This window comes from Pseudomonas coronafaciens pv. oryzae str. 1_6 (assembly GCF_000156995.2).
GTDB lineage: Bacteria > Pseudomonadota > Gammaproteobacteria > Pseudomonadales > Pseudomonadaceae > Aquipseudomonas > Aquipseudomonas tremae.
Genome location: NZ_CP046035.1, coordinates 5,173,171 through 5,186,961, shown reverse-complemented (window position 1 = coordinate 5,186,961; position 13,791 = coordinate 5,173,171). Strand labels below are relative to the sequence as shown.

The following is a 13,791-nucleotide window of genomic DNA, read 5'->3' as shown; positions in this document are numbered from 1 at the left end:
CGTCGAATACATGTGGGGGCTGCCGGTCTACTTCGGGTAACCGGCACGTTTCATCTCGCGCCCGGTGACAGCCTGTGCGGCGGTGAGCGCCTGCTCAGTAGTGGTCTGCCCGGTCACAGCGGCAGAGAACAGCTTGCCGACCGAGGTGCCGATGGCCTGAAATTCCGGAATGGTCACGTACTGGATGCCCACGTAAGGCACCGGCTTGGCCGAGGGGTGTGCAGGGTCAGCGTGCTGCATCATCTGCAACGTGACCTTGGCGAACGGCGCAGCCTTGAGGTAGGCCTCGCTGTAGGTGGAGGTCCGGGTGCCGGGCGGCACGTTGGAGATGCCATCGGTCCTGGCGACCAGGTCGATATACTCTTTAGAGGTCGCCCAGGTGATGAATGCCTTGGCTGCGTCCTTATGCTTGGAGGTGGCCGGTATCGCCAGCGACCAGGCATACAGCCATGACGACCCCTTGTCAGTGACCTCAACCGGCGCCGGCGCGAAGCCGACGCTGTCGACCACCTTGCTTTGCTCCTTGTCGGTAGTGAAGGAGCCGGCCACGCTGGCGTCCACCCACAACGCGCATTTACCGCTGTTGAACAACGCAAGTGTTTCGTTGAAACCGTTGCTCGACACGCCCGGCGGGCCGTAGTTTTTCAGGGTGTTGACGTAGAAGTTTGCGGCATTGGCCCATTCCGGGCTGTTTAATTCAGGCTTCCACTGCTCATCGAACCAGCGCGCGCCGAAGGCATTGGCCATGGTGCTGAGCAGCGCGATGTTCTCGCCCCAACCGGCCTTGCCACGCAGGCACATGCCGTATACACCCTTGTCAGGTTGATGCAGCTTTGCCGCGAACTCGCCCAACTGTGTCCAGGTCGGGTGCTCGGGCATGCTCAGGCCGGCCTGCCTGAACAGATCGGTGCGGTAATAGGTGATTGTGCTTTCGCCATAGAAGGGCAGGGCATAGAGGGTGTTGTTGACCGACAGCCCCTGACGCACCGACGGAAATATATCTTCCAAATCGTATTCCGCGGGAAGGGCCGTGACCGGTTCAAGCCACTGCTTGGCGCCCCACAGCGGGGTTTCGTAAGTGCCGATGGTCAACACGTCGAACTGGCCGCCTTGGGTGGCAATGTCGGTGGTCAGGCGTTGGCGCAACACGTTCTCTTCCAGCACCACCCAGTTGAGCTTGATCTCGGGGTGCTGCTGTTCAAAGGTTTTCGACAGGCGCTGCATGCGGATCATGTCGCCATTGTTCACCGTGGCGATGGTCACGGTTTCGGCCGCCTGAACGGCCGCGCCGAGAAGGGTGACAGACACGCCTGCGGACAGGAAAAGTGCTTTCTGAATATTCATCGTAGTGCTCTCCACTCCGCGCCTTGGGGCGGGAGTTATTGTTCTTGTTGTTGACCACGGCTGAGCGGCCTTAGTGGACGATTCGATTACAGCAGCCCGCGCGAGGTCGGACAAACGCATCGGGAGCCCCTGACTGATACTTTTTTAACCGAGCAGTGGCCGACCGTCCGAAAGCAAAAAAGTATCGGCGTCGACCTGAACCCGCGCTAGCACTGGTCGCGCGCAAGGGCGTATGTTTGGGTGTCCATAGAGCGTTCATAACGATAAAAAGGGGCATCCAGTGCCTGACAGCCGAGCCGCCTTGTTCGAGCATCGTCCTGCCGAGCTTGAGGTCATTCTCCCGCAACCCGACCACTGTTTTCGCTGGTACGAGCACGACTATCCCTACGCGTTAGCGCGCTGGAACCACCATCCGGAATTCGAAATCCATCTGATCCGTCAGGGCAGCGGCAAGCTGGTGGCCGGGGATTACATCGGTGAATTCAGTGCCGGGCACGTGGCACTGATGGGCCCGGATCTGCCCCACGACTGGATCGGTGACCTGGCCGCTGGAGAGCATCTAGCGGGGCGCGACGTGGTACTGCAGTTCGATGGCGCTGCGCTTCTGGCATTGCGCGGTACGCTGCCTGAAATGGGTGACCTGCAGCACCTGTTCGAGCGGGCACGTCGCGGGCTGGAGTTCTCCGGCGCTACCGCGAAGCAGGCTGCAGAGTTGCTGGAGAAAATCGGGCCCGCGCAAGGGCTGGAGCGGCTGATTCTGTTCCTACAACTGGTCAATACGCTGATGAAAGCGCCATCGCAGGAGGCTCGTCAGTTGGCCAGCGCCTGGTATGCCCCGACCCTGGATGCGCGCAGCTCGGAACGGATCAACAAGGCGTTTGATTACCTGCTCACGGAATTGACCAGCGATATTCGGCTGTCGGTCATCGCGCAGCGGCTGGACATGAGTGATCCGGGCTTCTCGCGCTTCTTCAAACGTACCACCGGCCACTGTTTCATTGACCTGATGCGCAAACTGCGGGTCCAGCGCGCGTGCCGGTTGCTGCTGCACAGCGAGATGTCGGTGTCGGACATCTGCTTTGAAGTCGGCTACGCCAACCTATCCAACTTCAACCGGCACTTCCGGGTGGAAATGCAGCAGACGCCCAGTGAATACCGACGCGCTGCTGCACTGGCCTGATCAGTGTTCTGCAGGGTCTTTCGCCTGCGGTGAACGGGTGACGGCATGCACCAGCTTGCCGATGGTCAGGCCCTGCAAAAGGATCGACAGCAACACCACGATGTAGGTGATGCTCAGCAGCAGGTCGCGTTCCGGCCCGGTGGGCAGCGCCAGTGCCAATGCCACCGAGACGCCGCCGCGCAAGCCGCCCCAGGTCAGAATGCGGATCGTGCCGTGCGGCACATTGCGCCAGCGACGCAGCAGCAGAATCGCCGGTGCCACGGTCACGAAGCGCGACAGCAGAATCGCCACGGCCAGCAGGCTGGCAGCAATCAGGTGCTGCCACGAGAACGGCAACAGCAACAACTCCATGCCGATCAGCGCGAACAGCAGCGCGTTGAGCATGTCATCCAGCAACTCCCAGAAACCGTCCATGTAACGACGGGTCATGTCGTTCATCGCCAGATTACGTCCCAGGTTGCCGATGATCAGCCCGGCCACGACCATCGCGATAGGGCCTGAAACATGCAGTTCGGAAGCCATCGCCGAGCCGCCGATGACCAGCGCCAGAGTCAGCATGACCTCGATCTGATACTGCTCGATGCTCTTGATCATCAGGTACACGGCGTAACCGATCAGGCCGCCAAACAGCACGCCGCCGACCGCTTCATGGACAAACAACAGCGCAGTTTCTCCGACCGTGGGCGTTTCCCCCAGTTGCGCAATGCCCAGCAATACGGTGAACACCACTACCGCCGTGCCGTCGTTGAACAGCGATTCACCGACGATAGTTGTCTTGAGCGGCTTGGACGCATTGGCAGTCCGCAACACGCCGAGCACCGCGATCGGGTCGGTGGGCGAGATCAATGCGCCAAACAGCAAGCAGTACAGCGGGCTGACGTGCCAGCCGAACAGGGCGAAGATCCAGTAGGCCAGTGCGCCGATCACGGTCGTGGCAATCAGCACGCCAAACGTCGCCAACAGGCCGATGGGCCAGCGGTAACTTCGCAAATCGCCAAGGTTGACGTGCAGTGCCCCGGCAAACAGCAGGAAGGACAGCATCCAGTTCATCAACAGGTCGCCGAAGTCAATCTGGCCGATCAGTTGCTGCACGCGATCTTCCAGGCCGGGATAGCCCAGAAAGCTCAACCCCTGCAGCAGCAACGAGAACATCAGCGCAGTCACCATCACGCCGATGGTGGGGGGCAGACCGATAAAGCGATAGTTCACATAGGTCAGCAGTGCAGTGAGGCAGATAAAACCAGCAGCGAGTTCAAGCATCCGTCATTCCAAAATCCGTGAGTGCAGTTTCTCGATCGCCATAACCGAGACTGTGTTGGATGGACCTGATCGTCTTCCAGACACATGGCGATACGACATACGGGTCTGCGTTGACCACTTAAAGACGGTGATGTTGCAAAAAAGGCAGGAATAAACAGTCAGGCGCGCTGTAGGAGGGGGCTTTGTGACGAGTGACAAATGCAAAAGAGTCAGCCCGGATGACGGTCCGGGCTGAGGGGGGATGCAGCGGTGGGTGGCCTCCCTGGCAGGTTCAGAATCATTGGCTGTTTCTGCACCCGCCCAGGACCTGATACTGCACGGTGTTCAGCTTGCCTTTGGAGTCCTCGTAGGTCATCAGCTTCGGCATAACCGCACACGTCTGCAGGTCCGGTGACTTGCGAATGAGCTTGGCGACGTCGAGCTTCATTCCGTATTTGTATTCCTTGATCTCCGGCATGGGTTTGTTATGGACGGCGGCATATTTCTCCACGCTCGCCTGGTGTTCCTTGATCACTGTGGTGGCTTTGACTTCATCAGTGGTGTAAGCAAAAGCACTCAGGGGTGAAAGAATAACCAGAGCAAGTAACAACGATTTGGCGGTGCGCATTTTCTTTTGTCTCCGTTTGAATGTGGCTCAACCTTAACAAGCGCACACTAACCAGAAAGTGGCTGAAACATTACAAATCGGTTATCTCGTAACTGTCAGTTTTCTAACAGTATTGTCATTGTTCGCTCACCTTCCTGTTAGCCAGTGCGGCGTAGCCTTGTTTCATCCCTGACGAGCACTGAGCTTTTAAGGAACTCCTTACACACCGAAAGAGGTAATGATGATGAAACTGATCAAGTCGATGGTTTTCGCGGTAGCTGCCCTGTCCGCCACCGCAGCCTTCGCCGACGACGGCAACGAATACGCCAGCCCGGCTGCCGACAAGATGCGCCTTGCACAGGAGCTGCGCTTCAAGGAACAGACCAGCAGCAACAAGGCCGAGCGCTACGTCAATGCAGACGACAACGCCAAGACCGAGCGGTCGACCAAGTCCGAGGGCTGATGCCGTTGATGCCTAAACCGCTGCACCCCCATTCGCCCTGCGGCAGCTCCCTGCTCCTTTGGTCGGGGCGAATCTTCAAGCGCCCTTCGGGGCGTTTTTTTATTCCCGCAAAAATGTCGACGAGAAGCGTTCTCTTTGTCACCTATCGTTCCGCACGCTCTGCTTGGGAATGCAGTTCTGGACGCTCTACGGCCTGTCTTGAATATCGGTTGACGTCTGCTCGTTCTGAACGTGTTGTAGTGAAGCCTGTCTCGACATCGAAATACTGACCCTGAAACCTCAGGTTCTGCTCGACCTCGTTCACCACCAGCTTATCGATCATCCCCCACGGCTTGTATTTGGCCTGCCAGACGATCTGCCCTTCGGCATCGGTCATCTCCAGCGGGGTGCCGATCTGGTCGGTGTGGAAGTAGTAAACCTTGTTTTCTGCCTCGCCTTCGCGTTGATCGACGCGGGCCAGCGGCGCGTAGCTGCCAGGCTCATAGAGGTAAAGGCTGCTCTGCTCCGGGCTTTCTTCGCGCAGCATGCGCAGCCCCTGCCAGAGAAAGCGTTTCTGGTCGGTCTGGCCTTTGATGTCTGAGTGTTTGGCGACGCGTCGACCCAAGCTGTCGTACTGGTAGCTGCTGGTGCTTTCTATCTGGCTGTCGGCCATGGTCTCGGTTTTGACCAGACGGTTTTCGCAGTTGTAGGTGAAGGTCTGCCAACGCACGATGCCGACGATTTTCTCGACCAGGTTGCCCCAGGCGTCGTATGTGTATTCGTGGTTGCTCCACTGCTTGAGCCGGTTGTCTTTGACGCGGTCGAAGCGGCTGGTGTTGAAGTTCAGGCGGTTGCCAGCTGCGTCATAGCGGAATGCTTCGCCCTCGAAGCGTTTTTCGGGGTTGTGCTCGAGCAGTCGGCCGTTGGCTTCGTATTCATAGCTGACTTCGCCGCGCAGCTTGTCGAGGGTGCGGCTCAGTTCGCCAGCCAGGTCATATTTGTAATTATTAGATGCTCTTTAAGTACTATCTGGTTTTTGTAGTCATCTTTATTGCTGCTAATTTTAGTTTAAATGTAAGTAGTTATCCATTTTCCCTCATCATTAAACTTACGGTTTTGGATCATCAGTTTGCCGTTAGCTTCGATAAGGTTTAAGCGATACTGCTCGAAGGATCCGGAGTTTTTTTCAAACACAATAGTGGCCGTATTTTTTTTTGTGATAGATACTTCAACCGATTTTTCGTTTATATGATATTCAGGATTTGCTCCGCAAACTAGGTTTTCTAGGCGATCGTAATTCCTGCCTTTATCTATCACATGCGCAGAAAAAATAGTCAGCAGATCAGCACGCCCTTTTTCGAGTAGCGTTGATCTACATCCATTACCATCTAGAGTTTCTAGCCTTTTTTTATAGAAATCCTTTTCCCAGTTGTACATTGCGGCTGCAAATGCAGAAAACATATTTCGGGCAGTCTCAGCCGTTAAGGCCGCTGTGGTTTTAGTTTGTGAATACTCGTCCATCGATTAATACCCCTTCTCTATAATAGTTATAAATAATGTCAGTTGGTCGTGTTCCGCCATTAGCATATTTGAAAGCTATGTCTATATTGACTGGTCCGTTGTCTCGTACATCTTTAGCGATGATTTTTTCATAGTTACGAAACAGCCCTCGGTTAACTTTTGATAACTGCGGAAACACCCCGTCCTTGCCTCCCGAGCCGCCTAGAAGCTTAGCGATTATGTGCCCAGCATCATCATTTGCATTACCAAGGCTTCTCGCCCAGCTTCGTGATGAAGCGTTTGTAGCAGTACCGCCTTTTTTGATGTCATCCTTAGTAATTGTGGCCGTCGCTCGCAACGGCTGTCCTGCAGGTCCTCGCGTAACACTCGCGTTGACGCACCAGCCTAACGGATCAACCCACCCATAAGGGTTAGGCGCATACAGGTAGAGATTATCCCCACCACTCAGCCCAATCGGATCTTGCGTTGCAAACCGGCCGATCTCTGGATCGTAATACCGAAATGTATTGTAGTGAAGCCCTGTCTCGACATCGAAATACTGACCCTGAAACCTCAGGTTCTGCTCGACCTCGTTCACCACCAGCTTCTCGATCATCCCCCACGGCTTGTATTTGGCCTGCCAGACGATCTGCCCTTCGGCATCGGTCATCTCCAGCGGGGTGCCGATCTGGTCGGTGTGGAAGTAGTAAACCTTGTTTTCTGCCTCGCCTTCGCGTTGATCGACGCGGGCCAGCGGCGCGTAGCTGCCAGGCTCATAGAGGTAAAGGCTGCTCTGCTCCGGGCTTTCTTCGCGCAGCATGCGCAGCCCCTGCCAGAGAAAGCGTTTCTGGTCGGTCTGGCCTTTGATGTCTGAGTGTTTGGCGACGCGTCGACCCAGGCTGTCGTACTGGTAGCTGCTGGTGCTTTCTATCTGGCTGTTGGCCATGGTCTCGGTTTTGACCAGACGGTTTTCGCAGTCGTAGGTGAAGGTCTGCCAACGCACGATGCCGACGATTTTCTCGACCAGGTTGCCCCAGGCGTCGTATGTGTATTCGTGGTTGCTCCACTGCTTGAGCCGGTTGTCTTTGACGCGGTCGAAGCGGCTGGTGTTGAAGTTCAGGCGGTTGCCGGCAGCGTCATAGCGGAATGCTTCGCCCTCGAAACGTTTTTCGGGGTTGTGCTCGAGCAGTCGGCCGTTAGCTTCGTATTCATAGCTGACTTCGCCGCGCAGCTTGTCGAGGGTGCGGCTTAGCTCGCCAGCCAGGTCATATTCGTAACGGCGGTGGATTGAGTTGTAGGCGTGTTCGACGTAGCGCTCTGGCTTTATGAGCGGGTTCTGGATCTGCGACAGTTTTTCGGCGGGCAGAGTGGTCGCGTACTGCCAGGCCTTGCGACCTAATGCGTCGTAGCCAAAGCAACTGGTGAGTTTGCCTTGGGTGCGGTAGATCTCGCGGTGCAGGTCGTCGCGCTCGATGTCGCTGATCAGTTGGCCGTCGAGGTTCAGTTGGTGCAGGTGGCCGCTTCCGTAATACAGGTGGTTCAGGTGTTGACCGGTCGGAAGTGTCAGCGTGGTCAGGTTGCCGAGCGGGTCGTACTCGTAGTCCAACGCACCCTGCGGTGAGGTTTCCTGCGTCAGGCGGCCCAGTATGTCGTAGGCAAATTCCAGTTTTTCAGCTGCGACCCCGAGTTTTCTGCCGCCATCGGTGGGCGTGCGTTGAATGGAGCGCAAGCGGTCGCTGTCGTCGTACTCGAAATCCTGACGTGCATCGTCGTTGAGTCTGGCCAGCAGACGGCCAATCGAATCGCGCTCGAACCAGGTACTGCGTTGTGGTCGTTCGCCTTTTTCGCTGTAGCCGGTTTCTTCAACCTGGGTCAGATGACCGCCAAGGTTATATCTGAAACGCCGGGTCAACTGGTCGATGCGCTTTTCTTCGATCAGCCGGTCGGCGCTGTCGTAGGCGAAGGTGTAGGTTGCATCGTTTTCATTGGTCAGTGCCACCAGGCGCAGGGCCTCGTCGTACTGGTATGCGACCATCAGACCCTTGGGGTCCTGACGGCGGATCGGCAGGCCGCGTGCGTTACGTGCCAGATGAGTGGTCTGATCCTTGCCATTGGTGTGCGTCAGTACCTGACCGTGGGCGTTATAGGTAAAGCTTTCGTGGCTGCCGTCCGGGTGGTGGATGCGCAGCACTTCGCCGCCGGGTTTGCGTTCCAGCGTTGTTGTGTTGTTCAGGGCATCCGTGACAGCGACCAGTTGCTGGTGCGCGTCATACCGGTAATACGTGCTCTTGCCTGAACAGTCCTGAAAGCGTTCGACCTGCGCCAGATTGTTCCACCACAGGTTTTTTGATTTATGGGTCGCGTCGATGATGGTGTGCGGCAGGCCGTCTTCGCCGTTGAGGTATTCGGTCTTATGGCCCAATGCGTCGATTTCAGCGACAAGGTTGCCCCTGTCGTCGTAATGAGCTTTCCAGATGGCCCCGTCCGGGTAGGTGACCTGTTTGACCAGTGTGGTCTTGTAGTGATGCCGATAGCGCGTGGTTCGGCCCAGCGGGTCGGTCTCTGCGGTGAGGCGCGACAGCTCGTCGTACTCAAAGCCCAACTGGTTGCCGTCGGGCAATGTCAGGCCGGTGATGTTGCCGGTGTCGTCCAGCGCGATGTGGTAGTGCTCGCCACCGAAGTCGGTGCTGGCTACCACGTGGCGATCCTTGTTGTAGGTCACTTCGGCATGGCGGCCCAATACATCCGTCACCCGCGTCTGATGCGCCACCAGATCGTAATCGAAATGGAAGTGCTCGCCGTCGCTGGTCCAGTGTTCGACCACCCGCGGTTTGTCGCCGATAACTTCCCAGCGATACTCGCAAGCAAGCCCCAGTGCGTTGGCGTGTCGGTTCATCAGCCCGTCGGTGTAACTGAAGTTGCGTACTGAATCGCCGTTGCGGTTGTACACGCTGTTCAACTGGCCGTTTTTGTCATAGCCGTAACGCACCAGCGTTTCGACTGCCTGATCGCCAACGATGCGTTTGACGGTGCTCAGGCGGTTGGTCACTTCGTCGTAATGCAGGTGTATGCGCTGCCCGCCGGTAGAGCAGATATCGGTCAGAACGCCGTCTTCGCTGCGCACAAAATGCAGAAAATGACCCAGTGCGTTTTCGATGCGTTGCAGGGGAACGGGCTGGTTGTCGTCGGGGACTTCGCCGAAGTAATAGAAGATGTTGTCCAGCGTTTGTAACAGGTAATGACCGCCGACAGTGCGTACCAGATACAGTTGTTCCTGTGCGTTGTAGATGCGCTCGTTGTAGCCCAGTGTCACAAACGGCACGCTGCGTCCCTGATTGTCGCTGACGTACAGGAAACTGCCCTTGCAGCGCAGGCTTTGTTCCCAGGGCAGCACCCAGCCCTTGCCCAGCACGCTGTCGACGTTGAGGTCGCTGGCGTAGAAGCGCGTCCACTCGATGGGCATAAGGCCCGGCAGGCTGAAGTCGGACTCATCGATCAGCAGTTTGCGCCCGGTGGTGGAGTCGACCGGGTTGCCGTGCAGGCCTCCCAGCACTTTTTCGGCCAGCGGGGCGACGCCGAAACGAACGATTGCGTCGCTGAGAAAGACACCGCCCATAAAGCGCAGTGCGCAAGGCCCTGCAGCTTTCAGGCCGGCCTGCAGGCCCAGCTTGGCAATGCTGCCGACCGCTTTAGCGCCGCCTGCCACCACCATCAGAATGTCCACGGTGTAGCGGACTATCGTCGGCACCTCATCATGGACTGCCAGGTAGCGATGGGTGCCGCCGCCGATGAAGACGTTGGGGGAGCCCGTGCCGATTTTTGCGCCGCAGGTCAGTTTGTCGCCTTTGCGCGCTGCCGGTTGACCGTTGATGAAGACGTTGCTGGAGCCTTCTGCAACCTTGACGATAGGCGAGTGCTTGTCACACACAGCTGTGCTTTCGATGGCAAATGCAGCCGGCCGACCATTGATGAACACGTTGGGCGAGGCAGAATCGATCTGCCCCGCCGGAGAGCTGAAGGCACTGCCTATGCTTTCCCCGATACTGGCAAGGGCGTTACCCGCCAGTCCGACAGCCAGGCCCAGTAAAATCGCGCCCAAGCCACATGTAGCGAAGGCGAACGATACATACGCCACCGCCGCGATGCCCACCACTGCTCCGAGCACAAAGCCGGTCAGCGCACCGGTGTGCTCGATTTCATCCATTAACCGGGCTGCCTCGAACATCGCCGTTATTCCTGCATGCAGCGGGCTGTGGAGGTCTGATCACCCGGAGAAGCGCTGACGCTCAGCAACTGATAGTCCATTAAACCTGTCCTGTTGGCAGTGGGTGCAGTCTAGCTGGATGCGAGACCTTCGAGCATGACGTCGAAGTCCAGCAGCCAGAGTTTTAGCGCCTGTTTTTCTGAGTCAATCACGCAACCTGCGCTCAGCCACTGACGTTGGTTATGATCGACGGCCGGCACCAAGGCGCCGATCAGGCGACCGTGGCGCTCTTCGAAACCTTCGCGAAAATGGAAGTCCAGCGCCAGTGCCGCATTGCCCGCCAGGACTGTTTCATAATGGCGAATGACCTGTATTGCTCCATGAAGCGGCTGTAGCGCTTTGACGGCTTCGGAGAATACTTCGGCGAGGGTTGCCTCTTCAGGTACATCGCGACGCTGAATAGAGACCACTACAGGCTCTCCGCCGACTTCGACGGTCGCCTCGATTGCGCTGCACCTGAACCCTTCCGGGAAGCTGAACTGGAACCCGCCGAAGTTGAAGCTGCACGGCGCATTGAGCAAGGGCTGTGGTACGGGAATGGCCACTTCGATGAGTTCCCGTTCCCGTTGCGCGGCAGCACGTACAGCTTCCTCACGCGCCAGCGCCTCGTCAGCCAGTCGGCGCTCGGAAATACGGTCGTAAAGACTGGTACGCCTCATATGCCATGAACCTTGTTCATCAACCTCTACATCTCCTTATGCAGGACGCTGCCCATCAATGCTTTGCCGGACAGCCCATTTGTGAGTAGACGATAAGCACTTTAAAGCGGCGAGGTTATAGCCAGTGGCCGACTGATGGCCCGGAAAAGCCTGAGAATCCTGTGGGACCGAGACTACGGATAACTTCTACTGGCAAAAGCGAAGGTCTCGACCTTCCTTTGAGTGAAAGTTCATTGCGGGCAAATGAAAGTGTCAGGACACTCTGTCTGGAGCCTCCTGACGCCGATGTGCCCACAGCACGGCCACATCTAACCAAGCGATGAAGCCCGCGCCAGCGGCTACCAACACATGAGTTATCACTGGGATTACTGGAAAATTACGATTCTGTTATCCAGCGAGAAGGGCGTTTCTTTTCAGTACACTGCACGGCATCGTCATTACCCGTTCATCAAACAGGAAGCCCCTTATGCGAATCCTTGTCGTAGAGGACGAGCCGAAAACTGCCGAGTATATGCATCAGGGTTTGACCGAAAGTGGCTATATCGTCGATATCGCTGCCACCGGGCTTGATGGGCTCTACCTCGCGCAGCATCAGGCTTACGATGTGGTGATACTGGATGTGAACCTGCCTGAGATGGACGGCTGGGAGGTGCTGACCCGCCTGAGGAAAACCGTCAACACGCGCATCATGATGGTCACTGCGCGCGGTCGTCTGGAGGAGAAGGTCAAAGGTCTGGAAATGGGCGCTGATGACTATCTGGTCAAGCCGTTCGAATTTCCCGAACTGCTCGCGCGGGTTCGGACCCTCATGCGCCGCAGCGAGCAGACCACCACGGCCAAGGTGTTGCAGGTCGGCGACCTGGAGCTCGATCAGGGTCGTCACCGCGCTTTTCGCGGCAAGCAACGCATTGACCTGACCACCAAAGAGTTCGCGCTTCTGCACCTGTTGATGCGTCATAGCGGCGAGGTCATGTCGCGTACTCAGATCATCTCACTGGTCTGGGACATGAACTTCGATTGCGACACCAACGTGGTGGAAGTATCGATCCGTCGCTTGCGGGCGAAGATCGACGACCCGTTCGAGACCAAGCTGATTCACACGTTGCGCGGCGTGGGCTATGTGCTGGAAGTGCGCGAATGATCCCGACACGTCTCTCGACGCGCCTGGGGCTGATGGTGACGGCGTTGATCGCCACTCTGGTACTGGTGATGGAAACGTTCGCGTACGCCGCCATTTCCCATCAGTTGGACTTGCGCGCCGAAGATGCTCTGAAAGACAGGTTCGCGCAGATCGAGCACAGCCTGAGCGAGGGGTTTCTGAGTGTCGAGGACATCGTTCAATACCCTCATACGCTGCGTGACCAGATCGTCGGGAATGACAGCTTCGCGCTGACCATTCTCGATTCGGGCAACCCTCGTCAGCAACTGATGAGTGTCGGCAATGAAGAGGGGCGCAATCTGCCGGTTCTGAATGCTGGTGACCCGCCGCAGGGTTTTCAGGAACTGGCTTCGGCCCAGGGCCACAAGATTCTGCTGAGCTACAAGAAAATACGCCTGAAGACGGATCAGGACATTGTGGTCAGGCTGTCGGTGGACAGAGAGAGCGATACCGAACTGCTGAACGCCTACATGAAGTCGACTTTTCTGATGCTGCCGGTAGTGCTGCTGCTGATTGGCGTCGGTGTCTGGTGGGCGGTGCGTCGTGGCCTCAGGCCGTTGAGTGCGTTTCGCAAAGTGACTGCGCTGATCTCGGCCCGCGATCTGTCACACCGCATGAAGGTCAATGGGCTGCCCGACGAGTTGCGGGATCTGGCTCATGCGGTCAATTTCATGCTTCACCGGCTGGATGGTGATGTGCAGCAGCTTGCGCAGTTTTCAGACGATCTGGCCCATGAATTGCGCTCGCCCATGAACAACCTGATGGGCAAGGCGCAGGTCACGCTGTCCAGGCCGCGCCCTTCGGAGGAATACAAGCAGGCGTTGGAATCCTGCACCGAGGAGCTGGAGCGAATGTCGCGGATGATCAGCCAGATGTTGTTTCTGGCCAGCGTGAGTCAGCCTGCTGCGCCGCTGCCGGTCGATGTGATTGATCTGCGTGAGGAGGCGGACAAGGTCGCCGAGCTGTTTTCGTCTTCGGCTGAAGAGCGCGACATCGCCCTGCAGGTTCAGGGCAGCGCAAAGGTCACGGGCGACAGGCTGATGATTCAGCGAGCGATTTCAAACCTGCTGTCCAACGCCATCCGCCACGGCCTTTCCGGCAGTGTCGTCACGATAACGCTCACTGTCCTCAAGGATGAAGTGGTGCTTGCCGTGCGCAATGCAGGCGATGGTATCGATGCCGAACATCTGCCACGCCTGTTCGACCGTTTTTATCGGGTCCACGTCAGCCGCGCGCGGCAGCAGGGCGGTACAGGGCTTGGGCTTGCGATCGTGCGTTCGATCATGAGCCTGCATGAAGGGCAGGTGACGGTACACAGCGAGCCGGAAAAATTCACCACGTTCAGTCTGATCTTTCCTAAACTTGTGTAGATGCGTCAGGTGTTGGTCGTTCTTCAA

General features: G+C 57.3%; 10 protein-coding genes and 1 pseudogene. 4 read left to right on the top strand and 7 right to left on the bottom strand.

Translation table 11 applies throughout. The features are described from left to right. Positions 1 to 27: 27 nt before the first annotated feature. Positions 28 to 1,344, bottom strand: coding sequence for an ABC transporter substrate-binding protein (locus tag POR16_RS23665; protein WP_005896234.1), 1,317 nt, complete (start codon positions 1,342 to 1,344; stop codon positions 28 to 30). Between the two features lie 280 nt (positions 1,345 to 1,624). On the opposite strand from POR16_RS23665, the gene POR16_RS23660 reads away from it, so the two are divergent. Further along, positions 1,625 to 2,524: an AraC family transcriptional regulator gene (locus POR16_RS23660; protein ID WP_005896235.1), complete on the top strand. Its 900-nt coding sequence runs from the start codon at positions 1,625 to 1,627 to the stop codon at positions 2,522 to 2,524. Here POR16_RS23660 and POR16_RS23655 read toward each other — a convergent pair whose 3' ends face one another. After that, the gene (locus tag POR16_RS23655; RefSeq protein ID WP_005896237.1) at positions 2,525 to 3,784 is read right to left on the bottom strand and encodes a cation:proton antiporter; all 1,260 of its coding nucleotides are present in this window, start codon (positions 3,782 to 3,784) and stop codon (positions 2,525 to 2,527) included. It abuts the gene before it with no gap. 277 nt (positions 3,785 to 4,061) lie between these two features. Next, positions 4,062 to 4,391, bottom strand: a complete 330-nt coding sequence (locus POR16_RS23650; protein ID WP_005896239.1) for a DUF2790 domain-containing protein — start codon at positions 4,389 to 4,391, stop codon at positions 4,062 to 4,064. A gap of 217 nt (positions 4,392 to 4,608) precedes the next feature. Between POR16_RS23650 and POR16_RS26205 the strand changes: the two genes are divergently transcribed. Beyond that, complete coding sequence (locus tag POR16_RS26205) at positions 4,609 to 4,833, top strand: hypothetical protein (protein ID WP_024670506.1); 225 nt, start codon at positions 4,609 to 4,611, stop codon at positions 4,831 to 4,833. 224 nt (positions 4,834 to 5,057) lie between these two features. On the opposite strand, the pseudogene POR16_RS26200 reads toward POR16_RS26205, so the two are convergent. From POR16_RS26200 to POR16_RS23625, 4 genes and pseudogenes are all read right to left on the bottom strand, one after another. Then, positions 5,058 to 5,815, bottom strand: a pseudogene (locus POR16_RS26200) (RHS repeat domain-containing protein); the annotation flags it as partial. A gap of 65 nt (positions 5,816 to 5,880) precedes the next feature. Next, positions 5,881 to 6,333 carry an NTF2 fold immunity protein gene (locus POR16_RS23635; RefSeq protein ID WP_005896245.1) on the bottom strand — a complete coding sequence of 151 codons (453 nt, stop codon included), beginning with the start codon at positions 6,331 to 6,333 and terminating at the stop codon, positions 5,881 to 5,883. Further along, positions 6,311 to 10,537, bottom strand: a complete 4,227-nt coding sequence (locus POR16_RS23630) for an RHS repeat-associated core domain-containing protein (protein WP_154897071.1) — start codon at positions 10,535 to 10,537, stop codon at positions 6,311 to 6,313. Before POR16_RS23630 ends, POR16_RS23635 begins: the two co-directional genes overlap by 23 nt. A gap of 110 nt (positions 10,538 to 10,647) precedes the next feature. Beyond that, a complete protein-coding gene (locus POR16_RS23625) occupies positions 10,648 to 11,235 on the bottom strand; it encodes a hypothetical protein (protein ID WP_055003626.1) in 588 nt (195 codons plus the stop codon). 466 nt (positions 11,236 to 11,701) lie between these two features. Between POR16_RS23625 and POR16_RS23620 the strand changes: the two genes are divergently transcribed. Together POR16_RS23620 and POR16_RS23615 are read left to right on the top strand one after the other, a co-directional pair. After that, positions 11,702 to 12,376: a heavy metal response regulator transcription factor gene (locus POR16_RS23620; RefSeq protein WP_005896254.1), complete on the top strand. Its 675-nt coding sequence runs from the start codon at positions 11,702 to 11,704 to the stop codon at positions 12,374 to 12,376. Further along, the gene (locus tag POR16_RS23615; protein WP_005896256.1) at positions 12,373 to 13,764 is read left to right on the top strand and encodes a heavy metal sensor histidine kinase; all 1,392 of its coding nucleotides are present in this window, start codon (positions 12,373 to 12,375) and stop codon (positions 13,762 to 13,764) included. Before POR16_RS23620 ends, POR16_RS23615 begins: the two co-directional genes overlap by 4 nt. Positions 13,765 to 13,791 lie beyond the last annotated feature (27 nt).

Excerpts from the sequence above, each read along its gene's own strand:
- POR16_RS23665 (WP_005896234.1), bottom strand. The coding sequence starts at position 1,344 with ATGAATATTCAGAAAGCACTTTTCCTGTCCGCAGGCGTGTCTGTCACC.
- POR16_RS23655 (WP_005896237.1), bottom strand. The coding sequence starts at position 3,784 with ATGCTTGAACTCGCTGCTGGTTTTATCTGCCTCACTGCACTGCTGACC.
- POR16_RS23650 (WP_005896239.1), bottom strand. The coding sequence starts at position 4,391 with ATGCGCACCGCCAAATCGTTGTTACTTGCTCTGGTTATTCTTTCACCC.
- POR16_RS26205 (WP_024670506.1), top strand. The coding sequence starts at position 4,609 with ATGATGATGAAACTGATCAAGTCGATGGTTTTCGCGGTAGCTGCCCTG.
- POR16_RS23635 (WP_005896245.1), bottom strand. The coding sequence starts at position 6,333 with ATGGACGAGTATTCACAAACTAAAACCACAGCGGCCTTAACGGCTGAG.
- POR16_RS23630 (WP_154897071.1), bottom strand. The coding sequence starts at position 10,537 with ATGTTCGAGGCAGCCCGGTTAATGGATGAAATCGAGCACACCGGTGCG.
- POR16_RS23625 (WP_055003626.1), bottom strand. The coding sequence starts at position 11,235 with ATGAGGCGTACCAGTCTTTACGACCGTATTTCCGAGCGCCGACTGGCT.
- POR16_RS23620 (WP_005896254.1), top strand. The coding sequence starts at position 11,702 with ATGCGAATCCTTGTCGTAGAGGACGAGCCGAAAACTGCCGAGTATATG.
- POR16_RS23615 (WP_005896256.1), top strand. The coding sequence starts at position 12,373 with ATGATCCCGACACGTCTCTCGACGCGCCTGGGGCTGATGGTGACGGCG.